Here is a 25,477-nt window from a genome sequence, read left to right on the forward strand (position 1 = left end):
TACATATCCATTCGGTGCTATCGTTTCTTTATACGTGTACTTTCCGTATGGTAGTTTAAATTTCGCTACACCTTTTTCATCCGTTTTTCCTTTTACTACTTCTTTCCCTTGTTCGTTGTAGATTGTAAATTCTGTGTTCGGCAGTTTCGTATTCCCATCCGCTACATCTACTTTCGTTATTTCTAATTCACCTTTTATATTTTCATTTTTCAACTCTAATACAGCAGTTTCACCAGTTTTCACTTCAATTTTTTTAACACTTCCGTCTAACACATATCCAGCTGGCGCTTGAATTTCTTTGACGCTATATATACCGATTGGAAGATTACCTAACTCCGCAACCCCCTTATCATTAGTCGTAACATTTTGTTTAAAGTTTTCATTAGAAACTTCAAACACCGCTCCTTTTAATAATTCCTTTTTTTCTCCTAATTTCATAATCTTTAAAGAGCCTACTGATTCCCAATTTACAACTAAATCTGTACTGATTTTCTCACTATTTCTTTGTAACAATACCGTTGTATTTTGAACCTTTTCTGATCCTTTAAAAGCTATTGCTTGTAAATTTGTTAAAGTAGACTTCACTTTCATTTTAAAATTACCACTACTCGTATCTTTAGGGATTAAGATTCTGAATTTTTCGTTAATTGATAATGTAGTTTTCTCTTCCCCTTGTTCATTTACAATTCGAATCCCTTTAGGAGCACCTTCAGGAAGAATTGTATAAGAGCCAGAAACTGAATTCGTTTGAATCGCATAAAATCCTGTTTCTAAATACTCTCCTTTTTGTGTAGCAGTTTGTGTGTCTACAGGATTAACTTTAAAGAATACATCTTGTGATCCAGTTTCTTTTTTTGAAGCCTCTACTAAACGCTTCATAAGATTATGTACTCGTTCATTTTTTGCAACTAAATCTTCTTCCGTTAATTCATTCGCTGCAATCCATACTGCTAATTGTGTAGCATAATGCGCTTCTTCCGTTGTCGCTACACCTAATTCAGATGGACTTTTTTGAGGATATCCATTTAATAAAATACGATATACGGCATCAGATGTTTTCCCCATCTCAGGCAAATCATCCCCATTGGGTGAACGTAAATCAGGCGTTAAACAATACCCAATACTACCCGAAGCCGTTTTAATTATTTCGGTCTTTATGTCACGCTGTTTCGAATTACTATAGCTCCAATCCATCTTATATGTTTCTCTGTTCATTACTTCTGCCTTTACTTGTGGCATTGCAATTCCTAATAAAATAATAAGAGCACTTAAAAAACTAAACCATTTTCCTACCATCTTTCGTTTCATTCTCTCCACCACCATATATAAATTTCTACATGAAGCAATCTTACTGTTTCATTGTACTTATAGTGAAAAAAAGAGAATAGGTGGTTTTTTTGTAGTATCTTGTCGAATTGTTGAGAAAGTTCCAAAGTAATAAGCAACTTTAAAATTATTTGTTCTCATGCTGCTATTGACAAATGAATATCACATGTTTTACATTTTCAAAAATAATAATAAGGCACTTTATAAGTGCCTTCTTAACTTACGAGAAACAAATTTCAAACGAATACATATTACTTATCTTTTTCCTCTATCTCCATCAAAAGTTCAATGATTTTCTCATTCTGCTCCACTTGTTTCTCTGAATTTTGATAGATGAAACGAACCCATCTAAGTGCAAGAATAATAAGAAACAACGGAAGCATTGAAATTAGAAGACCAATAATTGAAAAATTCGTATACATACCCATCACCTCGCTACATACAAATTCTCCACCTTTTCACTAAAACCTTCCATTTTTTACAAATAAAAAAGAACCTATCAAACGATAGATTCTTCCTTCGCAAACTGAGTAGAACGTCCTCTCGTAATCGAAAAAATTGCACAAAGCAGCGCTAATATAATAAAGCCGCCACCTACCCAAGCATTGTATATAACAGATGATTTTTCAATAACAACTCCACCTACTGTTGAACCGAGTGCGATCCCTAAGTGAAGAGCAGAGTTATTTAAACTTTGCTGAATACCAGCTGATTCTGGTGCAATTTCAATTAAATAATTTTGTTGTGCTGGCGAAATAGCCCAGCTCAGCATACTCCAAAGTCCCATCATAATAATGAAAAGCGGGAATGAGAATGTCATTAATGGCAATAGGAAGATCGCACATGCAAATACGATAATGATGGAAATAATACTTTTCTTCGATCCCCATTTATCAGCAAGAAAGCCCCCTAGGCCACCTCCAAGTACCGCCGCAATTCCGAAAATGAAGTAAAATACACTAATCCAATTCGCTTCCACATGCATCACATCTTTTAAAAATGGTGTTAAATATGCATATAGCGTTAAATGACCCGTTAAAAATAAAAATGATGTTAACTGTGCACTGACAATTTTCTTATCTTTTAACGTAGCAATTTGCTCTCTTATCGATAACACTGATGTCGGTGGTACTTTCGTTAAGAATAATGAAATACAAGAAATTTCCATAACTGTTAAGATCGAAATGAGTACAAATGGTGCACGCCATCCATATGCATTTCCGAGTACAAGACCAAGCGGTACTCCAAGTACGAGCGATCCACTGATCCCCATAAAAATGATTCCAATTGCTCGCGCACGAAAATGCGGTTCTACAACGCTAGAAGCAAGTGTTACTGACAGTGCAATAATAAGCGAACCACTCGCTGCACAAACAACCCTTGAGAACATTAACATTCCATAATTCACGCTAAATGCTGAAATGATATTTCCGATTAAGAAAATTGATAATGCCCCAACATATAATCTTTTTCTCTCAAACTTCCCTGTTAACGCTAATAAAACCGGACCTGATAAAGCAAATACTACTGAAAATATTGTTATAAGCTGACCAGCTGCACTAATAGATACTCCTAAATCATTGGCAACTAAATCAAGCGTTCCTCCTATAATTAGCTCAACCGTTCCGACTACGAAAGCCGCGATAGCTAAAATGTACACACGAAAATTCAAGTCTTTCCCCACGCTTTCTATTTTGGTTACTACGACTATAGTAACCAAAATAGAAATTGAATACAAGTACAATTTTTTTACAGTAAAAAAGGTAGGCGTATTATACGCCTACCCTTCAATCATGACACTTCATTTTTATTCTTCTTATTTAAATACCAATATACCGGAAGTCCAGTAAATACCATTCCAATGGATAAGAAACAACTTACCGGATCATTAATAATCGCACTACCAATTACAAAGAACGAACCTAAAATCGCGACGATTGGTACGATTGGGAATAACGGTACACTGTATGCACGCTCTTTATTCTTATTACGTTTTCTTAAAATGAAGACACCAATAAACGTCATTACATAGAAAATATAAATAATGAATACGGAAATCTCAGATAGCTTATTCGGATCACTAATAATCATTAAAATAATTCCTAAAATGATTTCAACAGTAATCGCATTTGCTGGTGTTTTAAATCTTGGACTTTCCTTTGCAATAAACTTAGCAAATGGGAGTTGTCCACGTTCTGCCATCGACATCGGGATACGTGGGAACGTTAAAATCTTTCCATTTAAACAACCGAAAATAGAAACGATAATACCGATACTAATAATTTTCCCACCATATTCTCCAAGTAGCATGCCCGCAGCTGTCGCTGTTGCATTTTCTCCAAGTTCTACAATTTGCGTTGCTGGTAATACATTTAATAAAGCTAAGTTAATTAACACGTAAGCAGCCGTTACAATTAAAATCCCAACTGTCATTGCTTTCGGTAATAACTTTGTTGGATTCTTCATTTCTCCGCCAATCGAAGCGAGTAAAATCCAGCCGTCATAAGCAAATAACGTTGCTAAAATTGCCATCCCGATACTTTGATTTTCTGATATCGGTACAACTACGTTAAAGATATCGCTATTTCCTTTCCAAAAACCTAACACAACAATTAATACGATTGGAATCATCTTCCCAATTGTCGTAACCGTTTGGACGATACCTCCGTATTTTGTTCCCATACTATTTACAACGCCAAGGAACACAACTGTTCCAATTGCGATTGGTAAATTCCATACTTTATCTAAATAGAAAAAATTAATCATTAAAGAACTAAAGTACAACCCTAATGTTCCAATAATAGCTGGTCCATACACAATCGTTTGCATCCAGCCTGATAAATATCCCCAAAAACTTCCGTAAATCTCCTCTAAATACGTATACAACCCACCATTTTTCGGGATTTGCGCTCCAATTTCAGCTACTGTTAAACCACTCGCTAACGTCAACAGACCACCAATTACCCAAGCAAGAATGGCCATATTAGAACTCCCTGAGTAATCTAATACGCTCCCTGGTTTCATAAACACACCAGATCCAATAATCGTTCCTACTACGATAGAAAGTGCTACCGTTAAACCAATTTTGTTTTTCTCATCATGATGCATGCTGCGTATCCTCCTTCCAATCCTAGTGTGATGCAAAAATGAAATAAAAAAACACTCCTCCCTAAAAAAGGGACGAGTGCTGTATTCGTGGTTCCACCCTTGTTTCAATTCGTAAAGTAACACACTTCACCAATTTCTCAAGTCCAAATAACGGTTTTTGCCGGCAAGCAATTACTAGATGTTCGTTCACTGCTGCAGTTCAGAGGTGGTAATCCATTTTTCCGTATTAGGAAGCTCACAGCCAAAGGCTTCCCTCTCTGAGAATCGTAAAAAATTGATCGTGTCCTCATCATCACTTCTTGATGTCGAATTTTGTAGTTATTGTTCATTATATTGAATTGTTAGAAAAAATCAATATATTTTTTTATATAACATAGGAAATATTTCTCTTCTTATATTATAACAGAAGCTGTAATATTTCTCTAACTCCCCCGTATCTTTGGAGCAGTGTAGCTGTAAAAATTATATCAGCGATTTTCAAAATATATCGACCACAACTCAAATTATATCAGCGATTTTTCAAATATATCGATTTACCAACAAAAAACGCCAACAGTAAAAGGAGGTCTTTCAAAAGAAAGCCCCCTCACGCCTGTACCTTCCGGTTGCCCACACGAAAGCTACGTAATTCAATTATTTTTCATCTTTTTTCATAAAAAACTTATGGTTCGGTAAATCAACATTCAATGCCTCTAATTGTTTCTTTTCATTGTCTAAAATCGCTTTTGCTTTTGTTTTTGTTGCCTCATCTAATCCTGCAAATATATCTTCATGCTTCTTTTTCTCTGGGAGTTTCACGCCTAACTTCGTTAATTCTTCTTCTGCTTGATCATGCGTTAATTTTCCGGATTTTTCTTGTTCAAAAATTGACTTCACTTTTTCTTTCGTCTGTTCATCTAAATTAGCAAGCATATCTTTACGCTTACCTTTCTCTGGGAATTTCACACCTAGTTTCGTTAATTCCTCTTGCGCTTGTTCACGTGTTAATTTCCCAGACTTCTCTTGCTCTAAAATGGATTTCGCTTTTTCTTTCGTTTGTTCATCTAATCCCGCAAACATTTCTTTGTGTTTACCCTTTTCCGACAACTTTAATCCTAGTTTTGTTAATTCTTCTTTTGCTTGTTCTCTTGTTAATTTACCAGAATTTTCTTGCTCTAAAATCGACTTCGCTTTCTCTTTTGTTGCTTCATCTAATCCCACAAACATTTCTTTACGTTGCTCTTTCTCAGGAAGCTTTACACCAAGTTCCTCTAACTGTTTCTTTGTATCGTTCATAATTGTTTTTACTTTTTGTTTTGTAGCGTCATCTAAATCTTTTTTCACCGTTTTTGTAGCTTGTTCAGTTGCTGGGGTATTCGTTGCCGCGAATGCCGGAATACCGACTCCTCCAATGATTCCGAATGATAAAGCACCTGCAATCGCTAAATATCCAACTGTTTTCTTCTTCATAGGAAATTTCCTCCTTCATTGTTCTAAAGCATGTACACTTCCGTATACAATGCCTATCGTAATGTTGGTTTCTTAAAATTTCCTTAACACCTTAACAAAAAAACACCGCTCATCACGAGCGGTGTTTCTCTATGCATCTTGTAATTGTAACTCTTCACGTTCCATTACTTTTCTTAATACAATTGTTTGCATCATTGTAAATAAGTTACCTGTTATCCAGTACAACACAAGTCCGGATGGCGCCGCAAATCCCATAAATAGAATCATTGCCGGCATCATAATTTGCTGTATTTTTAGCATTTGTACTTGTTCTCCAGGCGTACTATTTGATTGGAAAACTTTCATTTGAATAAATGTCGTTAGCGCTGCAATAATCGGTAATATATGATTAGGATCTGCATGTCCTAAGTTCACCCATAAAAATGAAGATGTGCGAATCTCTTCTGTTCGGCTAATCGCATAATACAAAGCAGAGAAAATCGGCATTTGTATTAATAGTGGCCAGCAACCAGCAAGTGGATTCCAACCGCCTGATTTCATTAGTTCTGACATTTCTTTTTGATACTGTTTTTGTTTTTCAAGGTCTTTGCTTACATCACCGTGTTTTTTCTTTAGCTTCTGTAATTCAGGTTGCATTTTTTTCATTTTCGCTTGGCCACGATATTGCGAAACAGCTAATGGAATCATTGCTGAACGAATAACGAGCGTCATAATAATGATGGCAATCCCGAAGCTTCCACTCGGTATATGATGAGCAACAAATTGAATCATATACGAGATTGGATATACGAAATAATGATCCCAAATCCCAGTACTATGTGCATCAATTGGGGCCGCATTACTGCAACCAGATAAAACAAAAACAAGTAATAATGATAAACTAACGAGCACAGCTCGGTATGATTTTAACATGTTCATTCCTCCAATGTTTCGTAATTATTTAGCGAAACATTGGTGTATACGGACCGACCTCGTCATTCTCTTCACTTGATTCTTGTCTGCGTACAGAACGAATCATTCCATATTTATAAAAAATTGAAAATAGCGGTACATTCCCTGCACTATCTTCACATGTATCAACTAACGCAAAAGCTCTTTGTCTACCGCTCGATGCTTGCTGACGCACAAAGCGAGAAACATTAGCGAGAAAGAAAACTTCTAATAAACAAAGTGCTGTCGTTACAAACGATATATATAGAATTGCATCCTGCAATAAAAATTCCATCGCTTCACATCCTTAATAAGGTCATTTTAGCACATTCGGCAAACATTCTCTATTTCCTTTTATCGTCAAAAAAAGCATTTTGCATATTTTCTCAAGAAAACAATAATTAAGAAACATTGTATTCGCTTTCTTTAGTATATTCACACACATCAATGAATAGGCTTGATTTATTAGAAATTTATAAAATTTTTGTATTATAATAAAACTATTGCCAGTTTTTGAAAAAACCTTTATTCTCTTCATGTAATCAAAAATGAATATGGAGATGAAACATACTATGGGTCAACTAGGAGACGCCGATTACGTTCCCGACACCGCCTTTTTATCCTTCCCAGCAGCTAAAACATTTCACTTAGAATTTATCATACAGTTGGTTGTTATTTTCGTAGCTTCTGTTTTGTATGCAATTTCTATGAATATGTTCTTTATCCCGCATAATATGATTAGCGGTGGATTCGCTGGTGTAGGGATGATTATCGGTTATTTAATGCACTACAATATCGGTGCACTTATCTTTTTACTAAACATTCCTCTTCTTATTTTAAGTCACTTTTACTTAGGAAAGAAGACAACCTTTTTAACAGCGTACTTTGTAGCTGTATCATCTTTAGCGATGAACATTATCCCGGTACACCAAGTTTCAGACGATATTTTACTTTCTTCTGTATTCGGTGGTGTCATCTGCGGAGCAGCTTCAGGAATTATATTCCGATTTGCTTCGTCAACAGGTGGTTTTGATGTCGTTGGATTGATTGTAGCAAAACATCGAGATATTTCGATTGGAGCAATCATCTTTGGATTCAACTTAATCTTACTTGTTGCAGCAGGATTTATTTTCGGATGGGATATTACGCTTTATACGTTAATTAGCCGGTTTGTAGTCAGCAAAGTAATTGATGCCGTGCATACAAAACATATTAAATTAACGATAATGACAGTTACAGAAAAAGGTGAGGAAATAAAAAGCGCACTATTACATCACGGCATACGCGGGGTGACAATGGTAGACGCTGTCGGCGGCTATACAAACCATAAGAAAAAAATGATTTACACTGTCGTGACTCGATATGAGTTAGGCGAAATGAAACGTATTATCCGTCAAGTGGATAACAAAGCATTTATGAACATTACTGAAACAGTTGAAATTGTCGGCCGTTTCAAACGCATATAAAAAAGGTTAATACATTAAAGGGCATAACATATTAGTCATATATAATATGTTATGCCCTTTGTTATTCAACTAACGCACCCTTTAGCATAATAAAATCACGAAGTTTATTACTACAAATCAGAGGATAGCATTCCATATACAAAACTATCTGTCCATTCATTTTTATTCCAAAAATCTTGTATGAAATGAGCTTCCTTTCTCATGCCTATTCGTTCACACAATTTTTTTGAAGCTGTATTACGTGCATCAAGATTAGCTTGTATACGATGTACACTACATTCATTAAATAATTTAAATACCAAACTACTTACTGCTTCTGTTGCCAAACCTCTCCCAGCTACTTCATTTGAAAAACTATAACCAATCTCAACAGTATCTTTCATATTTGTGTACCATACGGATAAATCACCAACTACTTTAGTCTTGTATATAACTGCCAAACTTAATATTGATTCTTCAGTAAGTACATTGTTTGCTAGCTTCTTATTAAATCTTTTCTGCATGTCTTCATGAGTCCACTTATTATGTAATAGGAACTTACATGTATCATCATTATTATAAATAGCAAATACATCCTGTAAATCAGTACTCTTAAAAGGTCTAATTATTAATCTTTCTGTTGTGATCTCCAAGTTAGCTCTCCTCCCTTACATTCATGCTACAAAACATTTTTTATAGTATTTAAGCCTCCTTCTTAGATCTCACCTTGATTACATATTTCATCATAATAAATTAAAATCCTTCTTCCACTAAACTGCATTGTTAGTGGTATTTCCTTGCGATTTTTATTTTTTACACTTATTACAAAATCAGATAATTCTATTATTGTGGCCCTAAATGTGTTATAATGAAAGCAGACTCACAAAAAAGTATATAGACTTGGAAGTTTCTCATATTTTCCAAACAAAAAGAAACGAGAAGTCGGGTATATTTCAATCACCATACACGTAACGGTTTAAAAGCCGATCATCTTAGTTATTCTTCACTGATCTTTTTATAAAAAGATCCTTACAACTAAAATTCACTTCAATATACTATACCTACCTTTTTGACTTCCAAATCATCTTATTACATAAGGAGATGAACATATGAATCAATATATAAGATACACAATAGCTGTCCTGTTTGCTATTATCGGCGGAACAATCTGCTTCTGGACAAACACTCAGCTTGGAGAGAATATCATTTTTAATGGAATCGAAACCCTTGTAAGCGCTTCAATTTTAGGCGGATATATTTACTTCCTCTTCAATCCAGAAGAGAATGCGCAAAAAACAATGTTATTAACAATGATCGGAATCGTTGGTGGATGTATTTCCTACTCAATGACAAACTATACATTACCACTTCAATTAAGCTCAGCTTTCTTCCACGGTCTATGGACTTGGTTCATTGCCTTCTGCCTAGCAGACGTATTCAACCTATTACAAGACAATGAAGAAGAAAACGGTCGCCAAATTGAAAGTAACTCGTAAGCTGGAAGATATTCTTCCAGCTTTTTTTATTTTGTTTTGCAGATCCGGTCACCACAATAAAAAGAAGCTACCCCCGTGGCAACCCCTTCCCCATATACCCCACTTAGTATCCACCGAAATATATCAGCGATTTTTTCATTATATCGACGGTTCGACACAACATATCGACTTACCGATATTCTTCGACAACCTATTCATCCTCTATACCCCGGCACCACAATAAAAAGAAGCTACCCTCAGGGCAACTCCTTTTCCATATACCCCATCCAGTATCCACTGGAATATATCAGCGATTTTTCAAATATATCGACGATTTCTCCACTTATATCGGCGATTTTTTCATTATATCGACGGTTCGACATAGGATATCGACTTACCGACATTCTTCGACACTCAAAACGCACAACATACCCTATCCCCCAAGCAATTTACTGCCGAACTCTACGATTAAAAAGATAATTAATAAGATCGCGAGTATTTTTAATGCTACATACGCTACTTTAAAAACAGCATAAATGAGCAAGACTATTAAAATAATTGTTAAAATTTCCATGTAGAATTCCTCCAAGCTTTGCTCTTCATATCTTATTTTACTTGTCCCAGACTTTTTATGGAACGGCATAAGACGACATAGAAAAAAGAGGATACCTCACCCATCGTAAGATACCCTCTTCTTTAGCTGCTCAAACCATTCTCCCTCCAATTGTAAATATCCCATCTCACTCTTCTCGGCACTCGTTAAGTCTTTATCAGCTTTCCTCATATAAATGTGTGAGGCTTCCATATTGCCCTCTAAATATTTAATAATTCCTTGTGTGCGATAATATCCATGTAAGTCTATTTTTGTAATGGTCTTCCCATGTTTCTTCGCTTCTTGCAAAGAAAGACTATCCATCTGATAAAGAGCTTTATATAAAAGATACCAACTATGAAAACTACTAACGAAAAATTTATTTTCCTTCGTTACAGGTATTCGAATAATTTGTTCTATATACGGTATCGCTCTTTCCATTCCCTTTTGATCAGCTCTGGCACAAAAGACGAGCATAAGTCCGCTCATTATCTCTCTTATTTCTTTATCCTCTTTTATTTTTTCCTCACTAAGTTCTATTAATCTCTCATCCCAGTCTTTCGGCCTTTTATAACTAAATAACTCACTCGATACTTGAATATTATATAAATGCTGCTTCGCCTTTTCATCATCTTTAATTAAAATAAGAAATTGCATACCATCACTCAAAAACGTTCCTTTTATCGGTACGATTGTAGCTGCAAAAATCACAAAGTGTAAAACAGAAAAATATAAAAGATATTGATAATAACTCACCATGTATATGTAACCGAAAGTAATACCAAATAGTAAACTCGTAATCGGTCCACCTAAAGTGAGCCACGCCCATTTTTTCGAAAGATTCGGTGTCTCTATAGAAGGTGGTACTAGTGTTGCAACGCCTCCAAAGTACGCCCATAATTTATTTTCTCGAATGCGTAATTTTCCTTTTTCTTTTTGAATAGTAATGGGTCCTACTGTCATAAATTTAAATGTCAAACCACCTATTACACCAAATACTACATGTCCTAGCTCATGAATGGCTAACACTAACAATGAAATTCCAACTATTGCCCATAGGTTCAAAATTACTTCTAATTTCTCAGTTCGGATTACTCCGTATAAAATGGACAAAACTAACGCCGCCGTCATAGAACCAGCCGGCCTTCTTAAAATATCCACTTTTTTCTCCCCTTAATAAATCATTTTTCTATGCATTTCGTACATGAACTTTCCGAGATGCAATATCCAAATAAATGAGATTAAGCCGATTAATACAAAATCAATATCGCTAACCGCTGTATATATAACGGCAGCCCACCATAGATATGCCAATACTTTATTCGTAAATTCATACGCTTTATATCCAGCTTCATGCACAATGTGCTTTAATCCTTCATCTGCGTTTTTCGTCCACATTTTCATCGATTCTATATACGTTACACCTTGTTCAGGATATAGCTTGTTATAACGATTTTTTGTTATAATCCCGATAACCACTACAATCGTTAAACAAACAATAGAAGCTACTAAATTCCACACTGCAAATGAAACATTTGTATCCTGCAACAGTGCACGTCTACATGTAATAACTGCATATACAAACCACGCCTGCGTAACTATATCACCTACACGTAAATATATACTTATAATGCCTAATTTCCTGCCTTGTACGCTCTCTTCTTCATCGCGTGCCTCCGCTAACATACGTGTATTCTTCCAAGTGTAATACATCATTATCATTCCAAAAATAGTACATACACCTATTAATATATTGGGTGATAATTTTCTCGGTTCATCCGAGAGTAAATCTAAAGCTATATAAGATGCAAAAAAGCCAGCTACCATACTTAATATGAGTTTGCAAAAACTAAAAAATTGTTCCCCTCGTTTACTCTTCATCATCCTCTTCCCCCTCGATTAGTGTGAATATTTCCTCCACAGGTACATTGAAAATGTGTGCGATTTTTAACGACAATACAATAGATGGTGCATAATCCCCGCGCTCAATTAAACTGATTGTTTGCCTTGATGAGCCAATCGCTTTCCCTAAATCCCCTTGTGATAAACGATGCTTTGCTCGCAATTCTCTCACTCGATTTTGCAGCTTCATGTCTTCCCTCTTTTTCATTTATTTAATTAAAATTGTAAATAATATCCTTATTTTTGTCAATTATAATTGTCATTTTGACGTTAATAATTGACAAGATACTCTATAGAGTTTTAAACAGGTAAACAAAAACTTATTAAAATAGATTGGAAAATAAAAAAGGCAGTGCGTCTGCACTGCCTCCCTAAATTCTGACATAGAATGGATTCCATATTAACTTGCGTTTTGTAATAATGCTTGTTTTAACTGTTTGCGGAAACGAACGCCTAACGTAACTGCTACGATAACGATAACTCCAATAATGATTTTACCGATATGACCTTCTAGCACTCCAAAAATATCATGTAAGTTTCCACCTAACCAGTAACCACCGATTAAGAAGAATGATACCCAAAATAGAGCACCTGAGTAAATTGTAATTGCAAAGCGACGGAATGGTAAGTTAATAATTCCTGCAAAGTACCCTGTAAAATGACGTACACCAGGAATAAAGAAACCGATAAAGATTAGGAAATAGCCATACTTATCAAACCACATTCTTGTTAAGTCGATTTTTCTTTGTGTTAAAAATACGTATTTCCCATACTTTTGAATAAAGGGCATACCTAATTTATTTCCTAAAAAGTATTGAATCGTCATTCCTACACTTGTCCCAATAAAGGATAGAATGATTAAAATCGGTAAGCTTAAATCACCCTTATGTGCTAAAAATCCCGCATATGCTAATGTTGGCTCTCCCGGAAACGGAAGTGCAATATATTCTAACAGCAAACCAACAAGTACAACATAGTACCCGTATTGCTGAAATAATTCATGAATCCATTCCATGTCATCTCTCCTTTCAATCACGTACAACTTCTTACTATTATTGTATAAAAAAATTGTCGAAATAACTATCACAATAGCTTACATTTTTATTACATTTTTGTAAGGCTCACACTAAAACTTTCTGTTCTTTATTTCCTTCTATTTACTTTCATTCAAAAACAATTCAACAAATATATACCGTACGAAACTGAGGGCTTAACATGCAGTTTTTATCCATTTTTTAACACTTAAAAATCGTTATATTTTGTTCTTAATAAAAAACCACTACAAACTCATACTAACTTCATATTAGCTTCATATACGTATTGTAAGATTATATCGGAATTTGTTGAAAAATTTAACCAATAAATGACTAAGCATTAATTTGAATAAATATGAATAGCTTTTCGAAATTGAAAAAAGGGTGAATAAGAAATGGAAGCTTATAAAATGCACGATTTTATTAATACAAATGTTGAATCTCATCAAAATGAAACCGTTTTTAATTTACACATATGTGAAACAAGTGAATTTGACGTAAGTTTAACAAAATCTACTACACTATCTTTTATCGTTTCAAAAAAGAACATTAAAATTGTCACGAAAAAATGGATTAATTCAAATCAAGAAAGCATGATTGGCAAAAGCTATATCATTCCAACGAAAGCTTTTCACTACTTCTTACCAATTATTTCTGAAACTGAAGATGAATTAAATATTCAAGTTCAAAGCTTTGGACTACATGGGGAACTTTTATTAAATGAAAGATTACTTATTGATAAAAACAACAAATACAATGCCAAAATTACTACTTTCTTTGAAACATTAGATGAAAATGTAAATAAAGTATTACGAGGATTGCAAATTCATTGTATGTAAGACTACTACAATAGTAAAAAGGAGAATATAATGAAAAAACTATTATTAAGCGCACTATTATCATTAGGATTTTTAACTATTCCATTCACAAATGCTGAGGCAGCTACAACAAATGATCAGCTTATCGTGAATACACAGTTAAATAAAATGGATTATTATCAAAACGGAAAATTCATAAAGAGTTTTACTGTCGCTACTGGAAAAGCAGCTACTCCTACACCTAAAGGTACTTTTCAAATCGTAAATAAAATTAAAAATCGTCCTTATTATACAGGCAAAATTAAAGGCGGCGATCCACGTAATCCACTTGGTGACCGTTGGCTCGGACTAAACATGGCAGGAACTTACGGAACAACTTATGCGATTCATGGTACGAACAATAATCAGGCAATTGGTAAGTGGACAACACTAGGTTGTATTCGTATGTATAACAATGATATACACTGGTTATTTGAGCGTATTCCCCAGCAAGCTACTGTCACTGTAAAATAACCTCAAAGCGCGATTTACATGTAGCCAAGAATTTTATGTCTTGGCTTATTTTATTTCTTCATTTACAGTAGCAAAACAACTGTATTTACATATATAATAGGAATAGATTGTGTTAAATAACATCCAAACATTGATAAACATGGATATTAAAATTATACAGTTATAATATTTTATAAATTTTACAATACATACTATAATAGAATTACTGTAATTCTTAAATATTCAGTTTCACTAAACAACTCCCCTTGCTACTTTCATGATTATTTTATGGCGGGGGCTTATTATATGTATAAACAATCTGAGTCATCGGAAAAATGATGAATTCGAATATTGCAGTTAAAAGCGTTATTTAGGAGGTGTTACTATGACGCATATACTGGTGATTGAAGACAACCCAGATATACAAGAACTGATTCGTGAATTTCTAATGGCACAAAATTTTACCGTTGATGTTGTTGGCGCTGGAACAGAAGGTATACTTCTTTTCCAAAAAAATTCATACGATCTTGTCCTCCTTGATGTGATGTTACCAGATATAGATGGCTATAGTATTTGTAAAATTATGCGAGGACAATCTGATGTACCAATCATTATGTTAACAGGCTTACATAATGAAGAAAGTGAAATTAAAGGATTTGAGTTAGGTATTGATGACTATATTACGAAACCGTTCCATTACACCGTATTTATTAAACGTGTAGAAGCCGTATTAAGAAGGGCAGCAACGAAGGAAGCCGAAGCTGCAACTATACTACAATTCCATGAATTGATGTTAAATTCTACAGCATATGCCGCTTATGTTCATGGTAATCAAATTGAATTGACAACAAAAGAATTTGAAATTATTTATACTTTACTGCAAAATCGAGGAAAAGTATTATCAAGAAGTGATTTGTTGAATAAGGTATGGGGCTATGAACATTATGGTGATGTAAGAGTTATAGATACACATATTAAAAATTTACGAAAAAAATTAGGAATTCCTTATATTAAAACGGTGAAAGGCATTGGCTACAAAATCGAATCGTAGCAAAGACAACATCACCAAAAATATTTTCATCAAAACCTTATTATTTTGTATTCTTTTATCACTTTGTCTTTATCAAATTATTTACTTCTTAGCTTCAGACTACGATAAAGAACGTTTTGCGAAAGAAACTGGAATGCTGACTACAGAACAAGCGGATTCAGATAAACAAAACGACCAAAGTAAAACGAATCAAAATAAAGCTGTATCACAGGGAGACATTTTTAATTTCCAATCCTCTATTATAGATTATAAATCACTCTCTACAGCTATCAATCACCTTTTGCAGCCTAGCCAAACTGCAAAAGCAAAAGAACATACTCAAAATATTTCGGGGAAAAATAGCGCTTCTGCTCCACTTACAGAAACGGAAAAGCAAGTCGCTACTAATGATGCCTTACATAAACAAAATGCAGCAAGTAAAGCAAATGATGCACAAGATAATCCAAAATTAACAGATGTACTGCAGCAATTAGCTCCACATATTGGCGCAACAATGCTTGTATTATCTCTGCTCGGATCTTTAATTTATGCAAAACTAATTGCTAAACCTTTTCAATATATGAGTGACGCTCTAAAAGATATTATGAATCTTGATTTCTCAGATAAAAAGCTGCTTAACAAAAATACTGATCAAGCAGACTTTAATTTGCAAGTAGCTGCTTCACAAGTACCAAATATTGTGAAGAATTTACATGCAAGCAATCAAGATTTAAGAAATGAACTCAAAAAGGAACAACAATTAGAACAATCTCGTAAAGAATTTATGTCTATGGTTTCCCATGAATTAAAAACACCAATCGCAGCCGTTATGGGACAACTAGATGGCATGATTCACGGAATTGGAGCTTATAAAGATAGAGATAAATATTTAAAACGTTCCTATGAAATGATGCAAGACATTAACATATTAACGGAAAAAATGTCGGAATTATCCAAAATACAAAACCCTCAATTTAAACCTGATTTAAAAGTTATCTCATTAACTAATATTATTGAGGATGTTATGAAGAAAGTAGATTATTTCGTATCTGTAAAGCAGTTAAATGTGCAATCTAACATTAAACAAGATGTACAAGTTTTAGCTGATCCTAAATTTATTCAAACTGCTATTTTTAACATTATTTCAAATGCAATTCATTACACAATTGACCATCAGCATGTATATATAAAGCTTTATGAAAAACCAAACGGTTACGCATTAGAAGTATTAAATACAGGTTCACAAATAGATGAAGATAAACTTGCCCATTTATTTGAGCCATTCTATCGCGCAAATCCTGACAAACATGGCTTAGTACAAGGTAGTGGTCTTGGGTTATACATTGTAAAACAAATACTAGATAAACATCAGTTTCCTTATGGGATACAAAACACACCTCAAGGTGTAAAATGTTCTATTGTATTCCCAAAAGCAATGTAAAAACCTACTACAATTTCATACCCCAAATTCATACTTCGTATGAGTGGCGGAATTTTGTAGAGTATCTTACTCTGTTTCGTTCGCCCGTTATCCTTATTTGGATAGCGGGCGTTTTTTATTATTTAAAAGGAGGATTTTCATGGAGAAATTTAAGTATTCATTACTCGTTTTATTCGGAGCTTGTAGCTACGGTGTACTTTCAACTATTTTCAAACTCGGATTTATTGATGGATTTTCAGCACATCAACTATTAGGAGGACAATATGTCTTCGGATGGATTGGGCTTCTTCTACTCGTTCTTTTCGTTTCACGTCATAAAGTAACAAAAAAACAATTCTTCTCCTTACTAACAGTTGGCACAACAATGAGTATGACTGGTATTTTCTACGCTATTTCTGTAGAAGAACTACCAGCATCTATCGCTGTCGTCCTACTTTTCCAGTTCACATGGATTGGTGTAGTTATTGAAGCAATTGCCAATCGAACATTTCCAAGCCGTGAAAAAGTTATATCTATCATTATTTTATTTACTGGTACATTGTTTGCAGGCGGTGTCTTTGAAGGTCTTGGACAAAACTTTTCCATGAAAGGTATTATCTCTGGTCTATTAGCCGCTGTCTCTTTTTCATTCTATGTTTTTGCAAGTGGGCGCGTTGCTACAGAAGTTCCGCCTTATACGAAAAGCTTTCTTATGACAACAAGCGCTACTCTTATCGTATGCCTATTCTTCCCACCAACCTTTTTAACAGACGGTGCCCTGCAAGCCGGTCTTTGGAAATACGCTTTCTTCCTCGGATTATTCGGTGTTGTCGTACCTGTCATTTGTTTTTCAATTGGCGTACCGAAAGTAGGAACAGGACTTAGTACAATACTAGGAGCAGCTGAATTACCAACGGCCATCATCGCTTCTATTACACTTGTACATGAAGTCGTAACATTCATGCAGTGGATTGGGATAATCTTTATACTACTTGGGATTTTCACTCCTCAGCTACTTACGGCTAGGAAAGGGAAGGAACGGAATAGTATACATACTGCATAACAAAAGACCTTTCATTCACTTGAAAGGTCTTTTTCTCTATCTCACTTTACCGCTCCATATAGTTTCTCTATCTCACACTCAATTTGTTTTACATCGATTCTTTCAAATAATGGCTGCACACTATTAATTTGATTCGGTAACGTATTTTGAGGTTCCCAATTCTTTTTAACAATCGATAATGTGTTTCTAACTCTTTCACTTGAAAATGGTAAAAACGGTTCAAGGAGATTTGCAAAATTAGCGATGAGATACACACAGTTATAAATCGTCTCTTCGCATGAAACTGGATCATCTTCTCGTTGTTTCCACGGTTGTCTCTCATCAAAATATTTATTTGCAAAACGTACTGCATCAAATATTGATTCTAGCGCTACCTTAAATTTAGTTTGCTCAATCGCCTCTCCTACATTTTTATATAATCCTTCTACTTTATCTTTCAGCTCTACATCAATACTTCCCTTTGGTACAATGCCATCATAATATTTTTCAGTAAACTTTAATGTCCGGTTTACAAAGTTCCCGTATGCACCTAACAATTCACTATTATGACTGTAAATAAATTCTCGCCATGAAAAATCAGTATCGCGATTTTCTGGTGCATTGACTGTTAAAAAGTAACGAATAGAATCTGGATTATAGCGTTCTAATATGTCAGGTACCCATACTGCCCAGTTTTTACTTGTCGATAATTTTCTTTTTTCAACTGTTAAATATTCATTCGACACGATATGACGAGGAATTGCCCCTTCTCCTATTCCAAGCAATACCGCTGGCCAAATGATAGAATGAAACGGAATATTATCCTTTCCGTGCACATAATATGTTTTCGCTTCTCTATCCCAAAACTCTTGATCATCTTTCCCTGTTCCTTCAGCCCAATGTTTACTCGCTGAATAATAGCCTGTCACCGCTTCAATCCATACGTAAATTTTTTTATCTTCGTATCCCGATACCGGAATTGGAACTCCGATTGGTAAATCACGTGACACTGCCCTATCTTGTAACCCTTCTTTTACATATCTTTCTGTTAGCTGAATTGCATTGTCACGCCATGTTCTTTTTTGTTTTGCAATTTCTACAGACTCTTTAATTTGGTGCTGAAATGTATGCAATGCGAAATAGAAATGTTCTGTTTCCTGTACTGATGGCGTACTACCACATAACTTACATTTCTTGTCTAACAAATCAAGTGGATCTAAAATAGCAGAACACGCATCACATTGATCTCCTCTCGCTGCTTCATGACAATGTGGACAAATGCCTTCTACATAACGATCAGGTAAAAACTGCGTACACGTTTCGCAATATGCTTGTTCCACTGTTTTTTTATAAATGTAGCCTTCTTCTAATAAACGTAAAAAAACTTTTTGAACCGTTTCATGATGGTGCTCACTATCTGTACGTGTATAGCAATCATACGTAAAACCTAAACCCTGAAAACATCGCTCAAATTCTTCATGATACTTATCAGCAATTTTCTTCGCCGTCACTCCTTCTTGTTTTGCCCTAATTGCAATCGGTGTTCCATTACAATCACTTCCCGAAACATACAACACATTCTCACCTTTTGCCCGGTAATAACGTGCTAAAATATCTCCAGGTAACAAGCTCGCAATATGTCCAAGATGTAACGAACCATTTGCATACGGCCAAGCGCCTCCAATAAAAATACTCATCTTATATTCCTCCTTTAAAATACAAAAAGCCCCGCCCTTATCTTAAAAAAGATAAGGGCGGGGCTGTATAAACAGTCGCGGTACCACCTTATTTCGCTAATTACTCACATAATTAGCCTTAACAAGTACGGAGCTATATGCTCTTATACTGTGGTTTTGATAACGAGTACCAACTCTCGTCGCCGCCTACTATTATCATTTGATAAGTTCAGGACGAAGCTCAAAGGCCATTGTTCAAATGAATATTCTTGCTTCTTCTCAGCTACCGAAGCTCTCTGGAAAGAATGTGTTCATCCTACTTTTCCTTTTCAACACTTTTACGTATAACATGTATTGTACGATTTAATCACAGAAAAATCAAACTTTTATCCAAGAAGAAAAGGAAATCCCATCCCCCTGCCGAATACCTATACGTTCACAAAAGGAGTGATACGATTGAATCAAAAACAACTAAGCACACGTAATGAAAAAAGCTGGAATGCAGCTGCTTATGAAGCTTGGACGAATCGCCACGGGGCGCCAGCTGATTATGCGAAAAAGCTCATAGAAAATCCTATGCGCGAGGTAGATCACTATTTACCTTACATACAATCTCCAAAAGGAAAACGTATTATTAATTTACTCGGGTCAAAAGGAAATAAAGCCGTCTCTCTTGCTCTTTTAGGGGCTGACGTAACGGTTGTTGATATTTCAGCAAGTAATGCAAAATATGCAAACGAACTTGCTGAAGCAGCCGGTGTCTCTATCCAGTATATCGTTTCTGATGTATTAAATGTCCAACTCTCCGAATCATTTGATATCGTATTGCTGGAACTTGGTGTACTCCATTACTTTCTAGATTTAAAACCGCTCTTCCAAAAAATTGCTACCTTACTTAAGCGAGATGGAATGCTTATTCTTCGTGACTATCATCCTGTTTACACTAAATTATTAGGAGTAGACCATCCCTCATTTCAGGCCAATGGGAATTATTTCGATGAAGAATTAATTGAAGATGATGTTGCTTATAGCATCCTTCTTACAGAAGCGCAGAAAGAATCGTTACCTAAAACAACCATCCGTCGTTGGACGCTAGGAGAAATTATTACAACACTTGCAGAAGAACATTTTAAAATTGAAAAACTAGTTGAAGAACACGGTTCCCATCAAAGATGGGTCTTTCCTTCTACTGCACCGGAAGGAATTGAAGAACGAATACCCGGTCTATATACATTAATTGCGACAGCATGCAAAAAAGGATCCCTTCACGGATAGGATCCTTTTTGCATGCTCACGCATATAAGTTGAGGTTGGAGATTACCATAATTCTGTAGAATAGGACACAAGATATTTCAACATTTCGTCTCTGACTTACGTCGTCAAAAAGGGGTATGACCAACATAACGAAGAGTAATGTTCATAGTTGATACTGATAATCGTTATCAACTAATTAGAAGTATACATGATGTTATTTCAAATTACAATAGTATTTCTAATTTTTATTTATGAACTTTTTGATATACAAATGTATACATTTTAAGAACATTTACTCATATCAATCTGCCATCTTCCATTATCTGCTATAATTTTCATTGAACAGATTAATAACTTCATAATGATGTTTTTATTAATTCTGCTCTTAATATTCATAAATTATAATAAACAGTTTTTAAAGGTAGGGGTAACGATGAAATATGTTAGTATTCGAAAAAAACTACTGTTCACACTCTTAAGCATTTCTTCTTTATTTAGCATCGCTCTTATTGTTATTCTTTCATTCGCCATGAGCCAAGCAAGTGAAATTGAAACGTTAAAAAATGATGTATCCAAAAGAGCAACAATTTTAAAAGAACGCGGTGATTGGTTCCAAGCACAAGTTGCTGGTTTACAAGAATATTTACTATCACATGATCAAAAAGGATTAGATAAATTCAACCGAGAAGGAAAAAAACTGGCTGATACTAGAGAAAAAGTAACAAGTGATAAAAAACTTCCAGAAGGAATGAAAGAAGCCATTTTAATGGGAGGAAAATGGCGCAGCGTCATAGATAATGAAGTCCTCCCTCTCGCTCGCGAAGGAAAATGGGAAGAAGCTTCCAAAATCGCTTTAGCTCAAACCGATTATGTAAATGACCTTTTAGGTCGTTTTACGAAATATGCAAATGAAGAAAATGATAAACGTGACACATTAATTGCTGACGTAGAGTCTTCTTCATCTCTTATTCAATATATTATTTTCTTCTCACTCATTACATGTACAATAACTTCTATCTTATTAGCATGGTGGTTCTCTGGTAAACTCGTTAAACCGATACGACAAATTGATGAGAAATTAAAAGAATTAGCTTCTCAAGATGGCGATTTAACTGCTAGATTGCACGTAACGAGTAAAGATGAAATTGGTGATATCGCCAATTCCTTTAATCAAATGCTTGCTAACTTACAACGTATAATAAAACAAGTGCAACAAACATCAACAAGTGTAAAAGAAGCGTCTGAAAATGTGTTTATCGAAACAACTTCTTCTATGGAAAACACAGCAAAAACGCAAGAAACTATGAATGCCCTTGAGCATAATATTCGTTCACAAGTCTCCAGCATCGAGGAAAGTTCAACTGCAATGGATGATATGACAACGAGTGTTCAGCGGATTGCAGAATCTGCCTCTTCTGTTGCTAGCCTAGCTGTTACAACTTCAGAAAAAGCAGATAGTGGTAATAAAGTCATTGAGAAATCTATTACACAAATGCATACCATTAACGAAGCTGTTAACGCTACATCACAAGTAGTAGAGCGGCTCATTACACATACGAATCATATTGATACTGCACTTCAATCCATTTCTAATATCGCGGAACAAACGAATTTGCTCGCTTTAAATGCTTCCATTGAAGCGGCCCGTGCTGGTGAACATGGAAAAGGATTCGCTGTTGTTGCTGATGAAGTTCGAAAACTTGCTGAACAATCCCAGCTAGCAGCAACCGATATTAACCATTTACTTTATCAAATTCAAGCAGATACAAAAATAGCAAATGAAATGATGGCGCAAGGTCAGTCAGAGGCTTCTGAAGGCATTACAGTCATTCGTACCGCTGGATCTTCATTCTCAGAAATTGTTAACCACATTAATAAAGTCTCTACACAAATGCAAGAAATGTCTGCAACTGCCGAAGAGATGGCCGCAAGTTCTGAAGAAATGAACGCTTCACTTAATAACATCGCTTCTATTTCAAATGAAGTTGCCGCCGAAACATCACAAACAGCAACTTCAGCTGGTGACCAAGTAAACAAAATGAGTGTCGTTGCTAAAAAAGCATCTGAAATGAAAACGACTGTACAAGAACTTGAAGTTCTCGTTTCTCATTTCAAAACAAACGTTTAAAGCAAAACTTTCATTTATACTTCTATGAGCTCCAAATTATTTAAAAGAGAGATTTACAGTCTCTCTTTTTTCACTTTAAAATATTTCTTTCTATCTCTCATTCCGTCTGCTATAATTCCTAAAGGAAAGAAGAAAGCTTTGTTCCAGATGGAGTAAAGCTTTCTTTCAATTTTTTAAATTTATTAATTCTAATACTAAGATTTCACAAAGGAGGCTTTTATCATATGAATTTTATTAGCATTCGAAAAAAACTTATGTTCATGATGGGAACGATTTGCGCTTTATTTGGCATCGCCTTAGCTTTTATTCTATTCTTTACCATGGATCAATCTCGTCAAACTGAAGCATTACAAAAAGAAATTTCTCCCCTTGCAACAGAATTGAAAGAGCGCGGAGATGCTTATCAAGTACAGCTCTCTGCTTTAAGAGGTTATTTATTACAACATGATCAAGTCGAATTAGACAAGTTTAATGAGATGAGTAAACGTCTGGAGGATTCAAAAGATAAACTTCTTTCTAATCCAAATATTTCTCAATCCGTGAAAGATACAATGGAATCAGGATCCACTTGGAGAAAATTTATTGAAGAAAAAGTTTTCACTCTTGCAAAAGAACAAAAGTGGGAAGAGGCTCTACAAGTAGCTTATGCAGAAAATGGTACTGTCTATAAAGTAATTGGTGACTTCACAAATTATAGTAATGAACAAGCCAAGTTACGTGATCAATCTATCAAAAAAATTGATCAATCTTCACTACAAATTGAATATGTTGTCTTCTTATCACTTGTTATTTGTATTATCGTAGCTATCATTCTTGCATGGTGGTTCTCTGGTAAACTTGTAAAACCAATTCAACAAATTGATAGTAAGCTAAAAGAATTATCATCTCAAGAAGGTGACTTAACAGCTCGCCTACAAGTAAATAGTAATGATGAACTTGGTACGATCGCAACATCCTTTAATAAAATGTTAGAAAACCTACAACATATCATCAATCGTGTGCAAAAAACATCTGTGGAAGTACAAAACGCTTCTGAAAATATGCTAGAAAAGACGAATATATCACGCGAGGCAACAATAAAAGTTCAAAGTTCGATGTCCAACTTAAATGCGAGTATTCAATCTCAAGCCTCTAGCATGGAAGAAAGCTCAACGGCAATGGACGATATGGCAGTGAGTGTTCAGCGCATTGCTGAATCTGCTTCATCTGTAACTGAGCTTGCTGTAGTTACATCTGAACAAGCTAACGACGGAAGTACTGTTATTCAAAAATCCGTTTCACAAATGACAACGATACACGACGCGGTAAATGCTACATCAGAAGTGGTCGAACGTCTAATCACTCACACGAAATATATTGATACAGCTGTACAATCTATTTCTAATATCGCAGAGCAAACAAACTTACTTGCTTTAAATGCATCTATCGAAGCAGCTCGTGCTGGCGAACAAGGAAAAGGCTTCGCTGTCGTAGCTGACGAAGTTCGAAAACTTGCTGAACAATCTAAAACAGCGGCAACAGATATTAACCAATTACTACATCAAATTCAACAAGACACTGAAACTGCAAGCTCTATGATGTCACAAGGTCGTTCTGAGGCATTTGAAGGCATTCACGTCATTCGTGAAGCTGGCAATTCTTTCACAACGATTGTGGAACAAGTAAATAAAGTATCTACTCAAATGCAAGACATCTCAGCAACTGCTGAAGAAATGGCTGCAAGCGCTGAAGAAATGAACGCTTCACTGAATAACATCGCTTCTATTTCAACTGAAGTATCTAGTGAAACAGCAGCAACAGCACAATCTGCTGAGCAAAAGGTCATTACTATGAATGAGATGACTGTAACTGCTAGACAAATGAAACAAACAGTTGAAGAATTAGATCAACTCGTATCTCATTTCAAAACTGAATAGCTCAAAAAAATATCCCTCTTCCAAAAGGGATATTTTTTTGAGCTCATTTCCTGCACATTATACACATTTCCGTTATAATGAGAATCGATATCATAAATGTGTAGGAGGTGCTATTTATGTCTCAAGAAGCATTTGAAAATAAATTATATGCCAATTTAGAAGCTGTTATTGATCCTGAACTAGGCGTTGACATTGTGAACCTTGGATTAGTTTATGACGTTACAGCAGATGAAAATAATAATGCTGTCATTACGATGACGATGACTTCTATCGGTTGTCCAATGGCTGGGCAAATTGTATCCGACGTAAAAAAAGTATTATCAACGAACGTACCTGAAGTCAATGAAATAGAAGTAAATGTCGTTTGGAATCCACCATGGTCTAAAGAGCGCATGTCACGTATGGCGAAAATCGCATTAGGTATTCGCGACTAAATCAGT

The 25,477-nt window shown here is 35.1% G+C and carries 25 protein-coding genes and 2 other annotated features; of the genes, 11 read left to right on the forward strand and 14 right to left on the reverse strand.

Annotation, left to right across the window (positions count from 1 at the left end; translation table 11 throughout):
* From V7S50_RS20585 to V7S50_RS20615, 7 genes are all read right to left on the reverse strand, one after another.
* The coding region (locus V7S50_RS20585) for a SpaA isopeptide-forming pilin-related protein (RefSeq protein ID WP_336376467.1) at positions 1-1,308 on the reverse strand (1,308 nt) is incomplete at its 3' end.
* Positions 1,309-1,577: 269 nt separating this feature from the next.
* Positions 1,578-1,748, reverse strand: coding sequence for a hypothetical protein (locus V7S50_RS20590; RefSeq protein WP_242254757.1), 171 nt, complete (start codon positions 1,746-1,748; stop codon positions 1,578-1,580).
* 77 nt (positions 1,749-1,825) lie between these two features.
* Positions 1,826-3,010 carry an MFS transporter gene (locus tag V7S50_RS20595; protein WP_336376468.1) on the reverse strand — a complete coding sequence of 395 codons (1,185 nt, stop codon included), beginning with the start codon at positions 3,008-3,010 and terminating at the stop codon, positions 1,826-1,828.
* A 107-nt stretch (positions 3,011-3,117) separates the two neighbouring features.
* Complete coding sequence (locus tag V7S50_RS20600; RefSeq protein WP_063222162.1) at positions 3,118-4,434, reverse strand: APC family permease; 1,317 nt, start codon at positions 4,432-4,434, stop codon at positions 3,118-3,120.
* Between the two features lie 65 nt (positions 4,435-4,499).
* Positions 4,500-4,736 (reverse strand) — a binding site (T-box leader).
* Between the two features lie 331 nt (positions 4,737-5,067).
* Positions 5,068-5,883, reverse strand: a complete 816-nt coding sequence (locus V7S50_RS20605; RefSeq protein WP_242254767.1) for a hypothetical protein — start codon at positions 5,881-5,883, stop codon at positions 5,068-5,070.
* Between the two features lie 129 nt (positions 5,884-6,012).
* The gene (yidC, locus tag V7S50_RS20610) at positions 6,013-6,795 is read right to left on the reverse strand and encodes a membrane protein insertase YidC (protein ID WP_336376469.1); all 783 of its coding nucleotides are present in this window, start codon (positions 6,793-6,795) and stop codon (positions 6,013-6,015) included.
* Between the two features lie 28 nt (positions 6,796-6,823).
* Entirely contained in the window at positions 6,824-7,108 is a 285-nt protein-coding gene (locus tag V7S50_RS20615) for a hypothetical protein (RefSeq protein WP_000394930.1), read from the reverse strand.
* A 277-nt stretch (positions 7,109-7,385) separates the two neighbouring features.
* On the opposite strand from V7S50_RS20615, the gene V7S50_RS20620 reads away from it, so the two are divergent.
* Positions 7,386-8,279 (forward strand): YitT family protein, encoded by an 894-nt coding sequence (locus tag V7S50_RS20620; RefSeq protein ID WP_242255000.1) that lies wholly within the window; start codon positions 7,386-7,388, stop codon positions 8,277-8,279.
* A gap of 110 nt (positions 8,280-8,389) precedes the next feature.
* Here V7S50_RS20620 and V7S50_RS20625 read toward each other — a convergent pair whose 3' ends face one another.
* A complete protein-coding gene (locus V7S50_RS20625; RefSeq protein ID WP_242254769.1) occupies positions 8,390-8,911 on the reverse strand; it encodes a GNAT family N-acetyltransferase in 522 nt (173 codons plus the stop codon).
* Positions 8,912-9,367: 456 nt separating this feature from the next.
* Between V7S50_RS20625 and V7S50_RS20630 the strand changes: the two genes are divergently transcribed.
* Positions 9,368-9,754: a DUF3938 domain-containing protein gene (locus V7S50_RS20630; RefSeq protein ID WP_001077775.1), complete on the forward strand. Its 387-nt coding sequence runs from the start codon at positions 9,368-9,370 to the stop codon at positions 9,752-9,754.
* A gap of 412 nt (positions 9,755-10,166) precedes the next feature.
* Here the strand turns inward: V7S50_RS20630 and V7S50_RS20635 are convergent, their stop codons facing one another.
* From V7S50_RS20635 to V7S50_RS20655, 5 genes are all read right to left on the reverse strand, one after another.
* Positions 10,167-10,307, reverse strand: a complete 141-nt coding sequence (locus V7S50_RS20635) for a DUF3985 family protein (RefSeq protein ID WP_000404782.1) — start codon at positions 10,305-10,307, stop codon at positions 10,167-10,169.
* Positions 10,308-10,403: 96 nt separating this feature from the next.
* Positions 10,404-11,456, reverse strand: a complete 1,053-nt coding sequence (locus V7S50_RS20640) for a hypothetical protein (RefSeq protein WP_242255013.1) — start codon at positions 11,454-11,456, stop codon at positions 10,404-10,406.
* Between the two features lie 42 nt (positions 11,457-11,498).
* On the reverse strand, positions 11,499-12,206 hold the full coding sequence (locus tag V7S50_RS20645; RefSeq protein ID WP_242254771.1) for a DUF3169 family protein: 708 nt from the start codon (positions 12,204-12,206) through the stop codon (positions 11,499-11,501).
* Positions 12,196-12,417, reverse strand: coding sequence for a helix-turn-helix transcriptional regulator (locus V7S50_RS20650; protein ID WP_063222167.1), 222 nt, complete (start codon positions 12,415-12,417; stop codon positions 12,196-12,198). Before V7S50_RS20650 ends, V7S50_RS20645 begins: the two co-directional genes overlap by 11 nt.
* Positions 12,418-12,627: 210 nt before the next feature.
* The gene (locus V7S50_RS20655) at positions 12,628-13,242 is read right to left on the reverse strand and encodes a DedA family protein (RefSeq protein ID WP_242254772.1); all 615 of its coding nucleotides are present in this window, start codon (positions 13,240-13,242) and stop codon (positions 12,628-12,630) included.
* A gap of 414 nt (positions 13,243-13,656) precedes the next feature.
* Here V7S50_RS20655 and V7S50_RS20660 point away from each other — a divergent pair, with 414 nt between their 5' ends.
* The 5 genes from V7S50_RS20660 (at position 13,657) to V7S50_RS20680 (ending at position 18,084) form a co-directional block, all read left to right on the forward strand.
* Complete coding sequence (locus tag V7S50_RS20660; protein WP_000388760.1) at positions 13,657-14,100, forward strand: DUF3978 domain-containing protein; 444 nt, start codon at positions 13,657-13,659, stop codon at positions 14,098-14,100.
* A gap of 30 nt (positions 14,101-14,130) precedes the next feature.
* The gene (locus V7S50_RS20665) at positions 14,131-14,592 is read left to right on the forward strand and encodes a L,D-transpeptidase (RefSeq protein ID WP_000735052.1); all 462 of its coding nucleotides are present in this window, start codon (positions 14,131-14,133) and stop codon (positions 14,590-14,592) included.
* Between the two features lie 364 nt (positions 14,593-14,956).
* Positions 14,957-15,622 (forward strand): response regulator transcription factor, encoded by a 666-nt coding sequence (locus V7S50_RS20670; RefSeq protein ID WP_000148833.1) that lies wholly within the window; start codon positions 14,957-14,959, stop codon positions 15,620-15,622.
* Entirely contained in the window at positions 15,600-17,042 is a 1,443-nt protein-coding gene (locus V7S50_RS20675) for a sensor histidine kinase (protein ID WP_242254774.1), read from the forward strand. The genes V7S50_RS20670 and V7S50_RS20675 overlap by 23 nt, the downstream gene beginning before the upstream one ends.
* 139 nt (positions 17,043-17,181) lie before the next feature.
* The gene (locus V7S50_RS20680; protein WP_242254776.1) at positions 17,182-18,084 is read left to right on the forward strand and encodes an EamA family transporter; all 903 of its coding nucleotides are present in this window, start codon (positions 17,182-17,184) and stop codon (positions 18,082-18,084) included.
* 41 nt (positions 18,085-18,125) lie between these two features.
* Here the strand turns inward: V7S50_RS20680 and metG are convergent, their stop codons facing one another.
* Positions 18,126-19,760, reverse strand: a complete 1,635-nt coding sequence (metG, locus tag V7S50_RS20685) for a methionine--tRNA ligase (RefSeq protein ID WP_242254778.1) — start codon at positions 19,758-19,760, stop codon at positions 18,126-18,128.
* Between the two features lie 50 nt (positions 19,761-19,810).
* Positions 19,811-20,081 (reverse strand) — a binding site (T-box leader).
* Positions 20,082-20,195: 114 nt separating this feature from the next.
* On the opposite strand from metG, the gene V7S50_RS20690 reads away from it, so the two are divergent.
* The 4 genes from V7S50_RS20690 to V7S50_RS20705 all read left to right on the forward strand — a co-directional run bounded on the left by V7S50_RS20690 (position 20,196) and on the right by V7S50_RS20705 (position 25,471).
* The gene (locus V7S50_RS20690; protein WP_063222174.1) at positions 20,196-21,014 is read left to right on the forward strand and encodes a class I SAM-dependent methyltransferase; all 819 of its coding nucleotides are present in this window, start codon (positions 20,196-20,198) and stop codon (positions 21,012-21,014) included.
* Positions 21,015-21,426: 412 nt separating this feature from the next.
* Positions 21,427-23,121 (forward strand): methyl-accepting chemotaxis protein, encoded by a 1,695-nt coding sequence (locus tag V7S50_RS20695; RefSeq protein WP_242254780.1) that lies wholly within the window; start codon positions 21,427-21,429, stop codon positions 23,119-23,121.
* Positions 23,122-23,345: 224 nt separating this feature from the next.
* Positions 23,346-25,037, forward strand: a complete 1,692-nt coding sequence (locus V7S50_RS20700) for a methyl-accepting chemotaxis protein (RefSeq protein WP_242254782.1) — start codon at positions 23,346-23,348, stop codon at positions 25,035-25,037.
* 116 nt (positions 25,038-25,153) lie between these two features.
* On the forward strand, positions 25,154-25,471 hold the full coding sequence (locus V7S50_RS20705) for a metal-sulfur cluster assembly factor (RefSeq protein ID WP_000076427.1): 318 nt from the start codon (positions 25,154-25,156) through the stop codon (positions 25,469-25,471).
* Positions 25,472-25,477: the final 6 nt, after the last annotated feature.

Origin of the sequence: Bacillus sp. CCNWLW194, assembly GCF_037120585.1 — a bacterium.
Lineage (GTDB): Bacteria > Bacillota > Bacilli > Bacillales > Bacillaceae_G > Bacillus_A > Bacillus_A basilensis.

What these genes read in the sequence shown, in the direction of transcription:
- V7S50_RS20590 (WP_242254757.1), bottom strand. Translation starts at nt 1,748, where the DNA reads ATGTATACGAATTTTTCAATTATTGGTCTTCTAATTTCAATGCTTCCG.
- V7S50_RS20600 (WP_063222162.1), bottom strand. Translation starts at nt 4,434, where the DNA reads ATGCATCATGATGAGAAAAACAAAATTGGTTTAACGGTAGCACTTTCT.
- V7S50_RS20605 (WP_242254767.1), bottom strand. Translation starts at nt 5,883, where the DNA reads ATGAAGAAGAAAACAGTTGGATATTTAGCGATTGCAGGTGCTTTATCA.
- yidC (WP_336376469.1), bottom strand. Translation starts at nt 6,795, where the DNA reads ATGTTAAAATCATACCGAGCTGTGCTCGTTAGTTTATCATTATTACTT.
- V7S50_RS20615 (WP_000394930.1), bottom strand. Translation starts at nt 7,108, where the DNA reads ATGGAATTTTTATTGCAGGATGCAATTCTATATATATCGTTTGTAACG.
- V7S50_RS20620 (WP_242255000.1), top strand. Translation starts at nt 7,386, where the DNA reads ATGGGTCAACTAGGAGACGCCGATTACGTTCCCGACACCGCCTTTTTA.
- V7S50_RS20630 (WP_001077775.1), top strand. Translation starts at nt 9,368, where the DNA reads ATGAATCAATATATAAGATACACAATAGCTGTCCTGTTTGCTATTATC.
- V7S50_RS20635 (WP_000404782.1), bottom strand. Translation starts at nt 10,307, where the DNA reads ATGGAAATTTTAACAATTATTTTAATAGTCTTGCTCATTTATGCTGTT.
- V7S50_RS20640 (WP_242255013.1), bottom strand. Translation starts at nt 11,456, where the DNA reads ATGACGGCGGCGTTAGTTTTGTCCATTTTATACGGAGTAATCCGAACT.
- V7S50_RS20645 (WP_242254771.1), bottom strand. Translation starts at nt 12,206, where the DNA reads ATGAAGAGTAAACGAGGGGAACAATTTTTTAGTTTTTGCAAACTCATA.
- V7S50_RS20650 (WP_063222167.1), bottom strand. Translation starts at nt 12,417, where the DNA reads ATGAAGCTGCAAAATCGAGTGAGAGAATTGCGAGCAAAGCATCGTTTA.
- V7S50_RS20655 (WP_242254772.1), bottom strand. Translation starts at nt 13,242, where the DNA reads ATGGAATGGATTCATGAATTATTTCAGCAATACGGGTACTATGTTGTA.
- V7S50_RS20660 (WP_000388760.1), top strand. Translation starts at nt 13,657, where the DNA reads ATGGAAGCTTATAAAATGCACGATTTTATTAATACAAATGTTGAATCT.
- V7S50_RS20665 (WP_000735052.1), top strand. Translation starts at nt 14,131, where the DNA reads ATGAAAAAACTATTATTAAGCGCACTATTATCATTAGGATTTTTAACT.
- V7S50_RS20670 (WP_000148833.1), top strand. Translation starts at nt 14,957, where the DNA reads ATGACGCATATACTGGTGATTGAAGACAACCCAGATATACAAGAACTG.
- V7S50_RS20680 (WP_242254776.1), top strand. Translation starts at nt 17,182, where the DNA reads ATGGAGAAATTTAAGTATTCATTACTCGTTTTATTCGGAGCTTGTAGC.
- metG (WP_242254778.1), bottom strand. Translation starts at nt 19,760, where the DNA reads ATGAGTATTTTTATTGGAGGCGCTTGGCCGTATGCAAATGGTTCGTTA.
- V7S50_RS20695 (WP_242254780.1), top strand. Translation starts at nt 21,427, where the DNA reads ATGAAATATGTTAGTATTCGAAAAAAACTACTGTTCACACTCTTAAGC.
- V7S50_RS20700 (WP_242254782.1), top strand. Translation starts at nt 23,346, where the DNA reads ATGAATTTTATTAGCATTCGAAAAAAACTTATGTTCATGATGGGAACG.
- V7S50_RS20705 (WP_000076427.1), top strand. Translation starts at nt 25,154, where the DNA reads ATGTCTCAAGAAGCATTTGAAAATAAATTATATGCCAATTTAGAAGCT.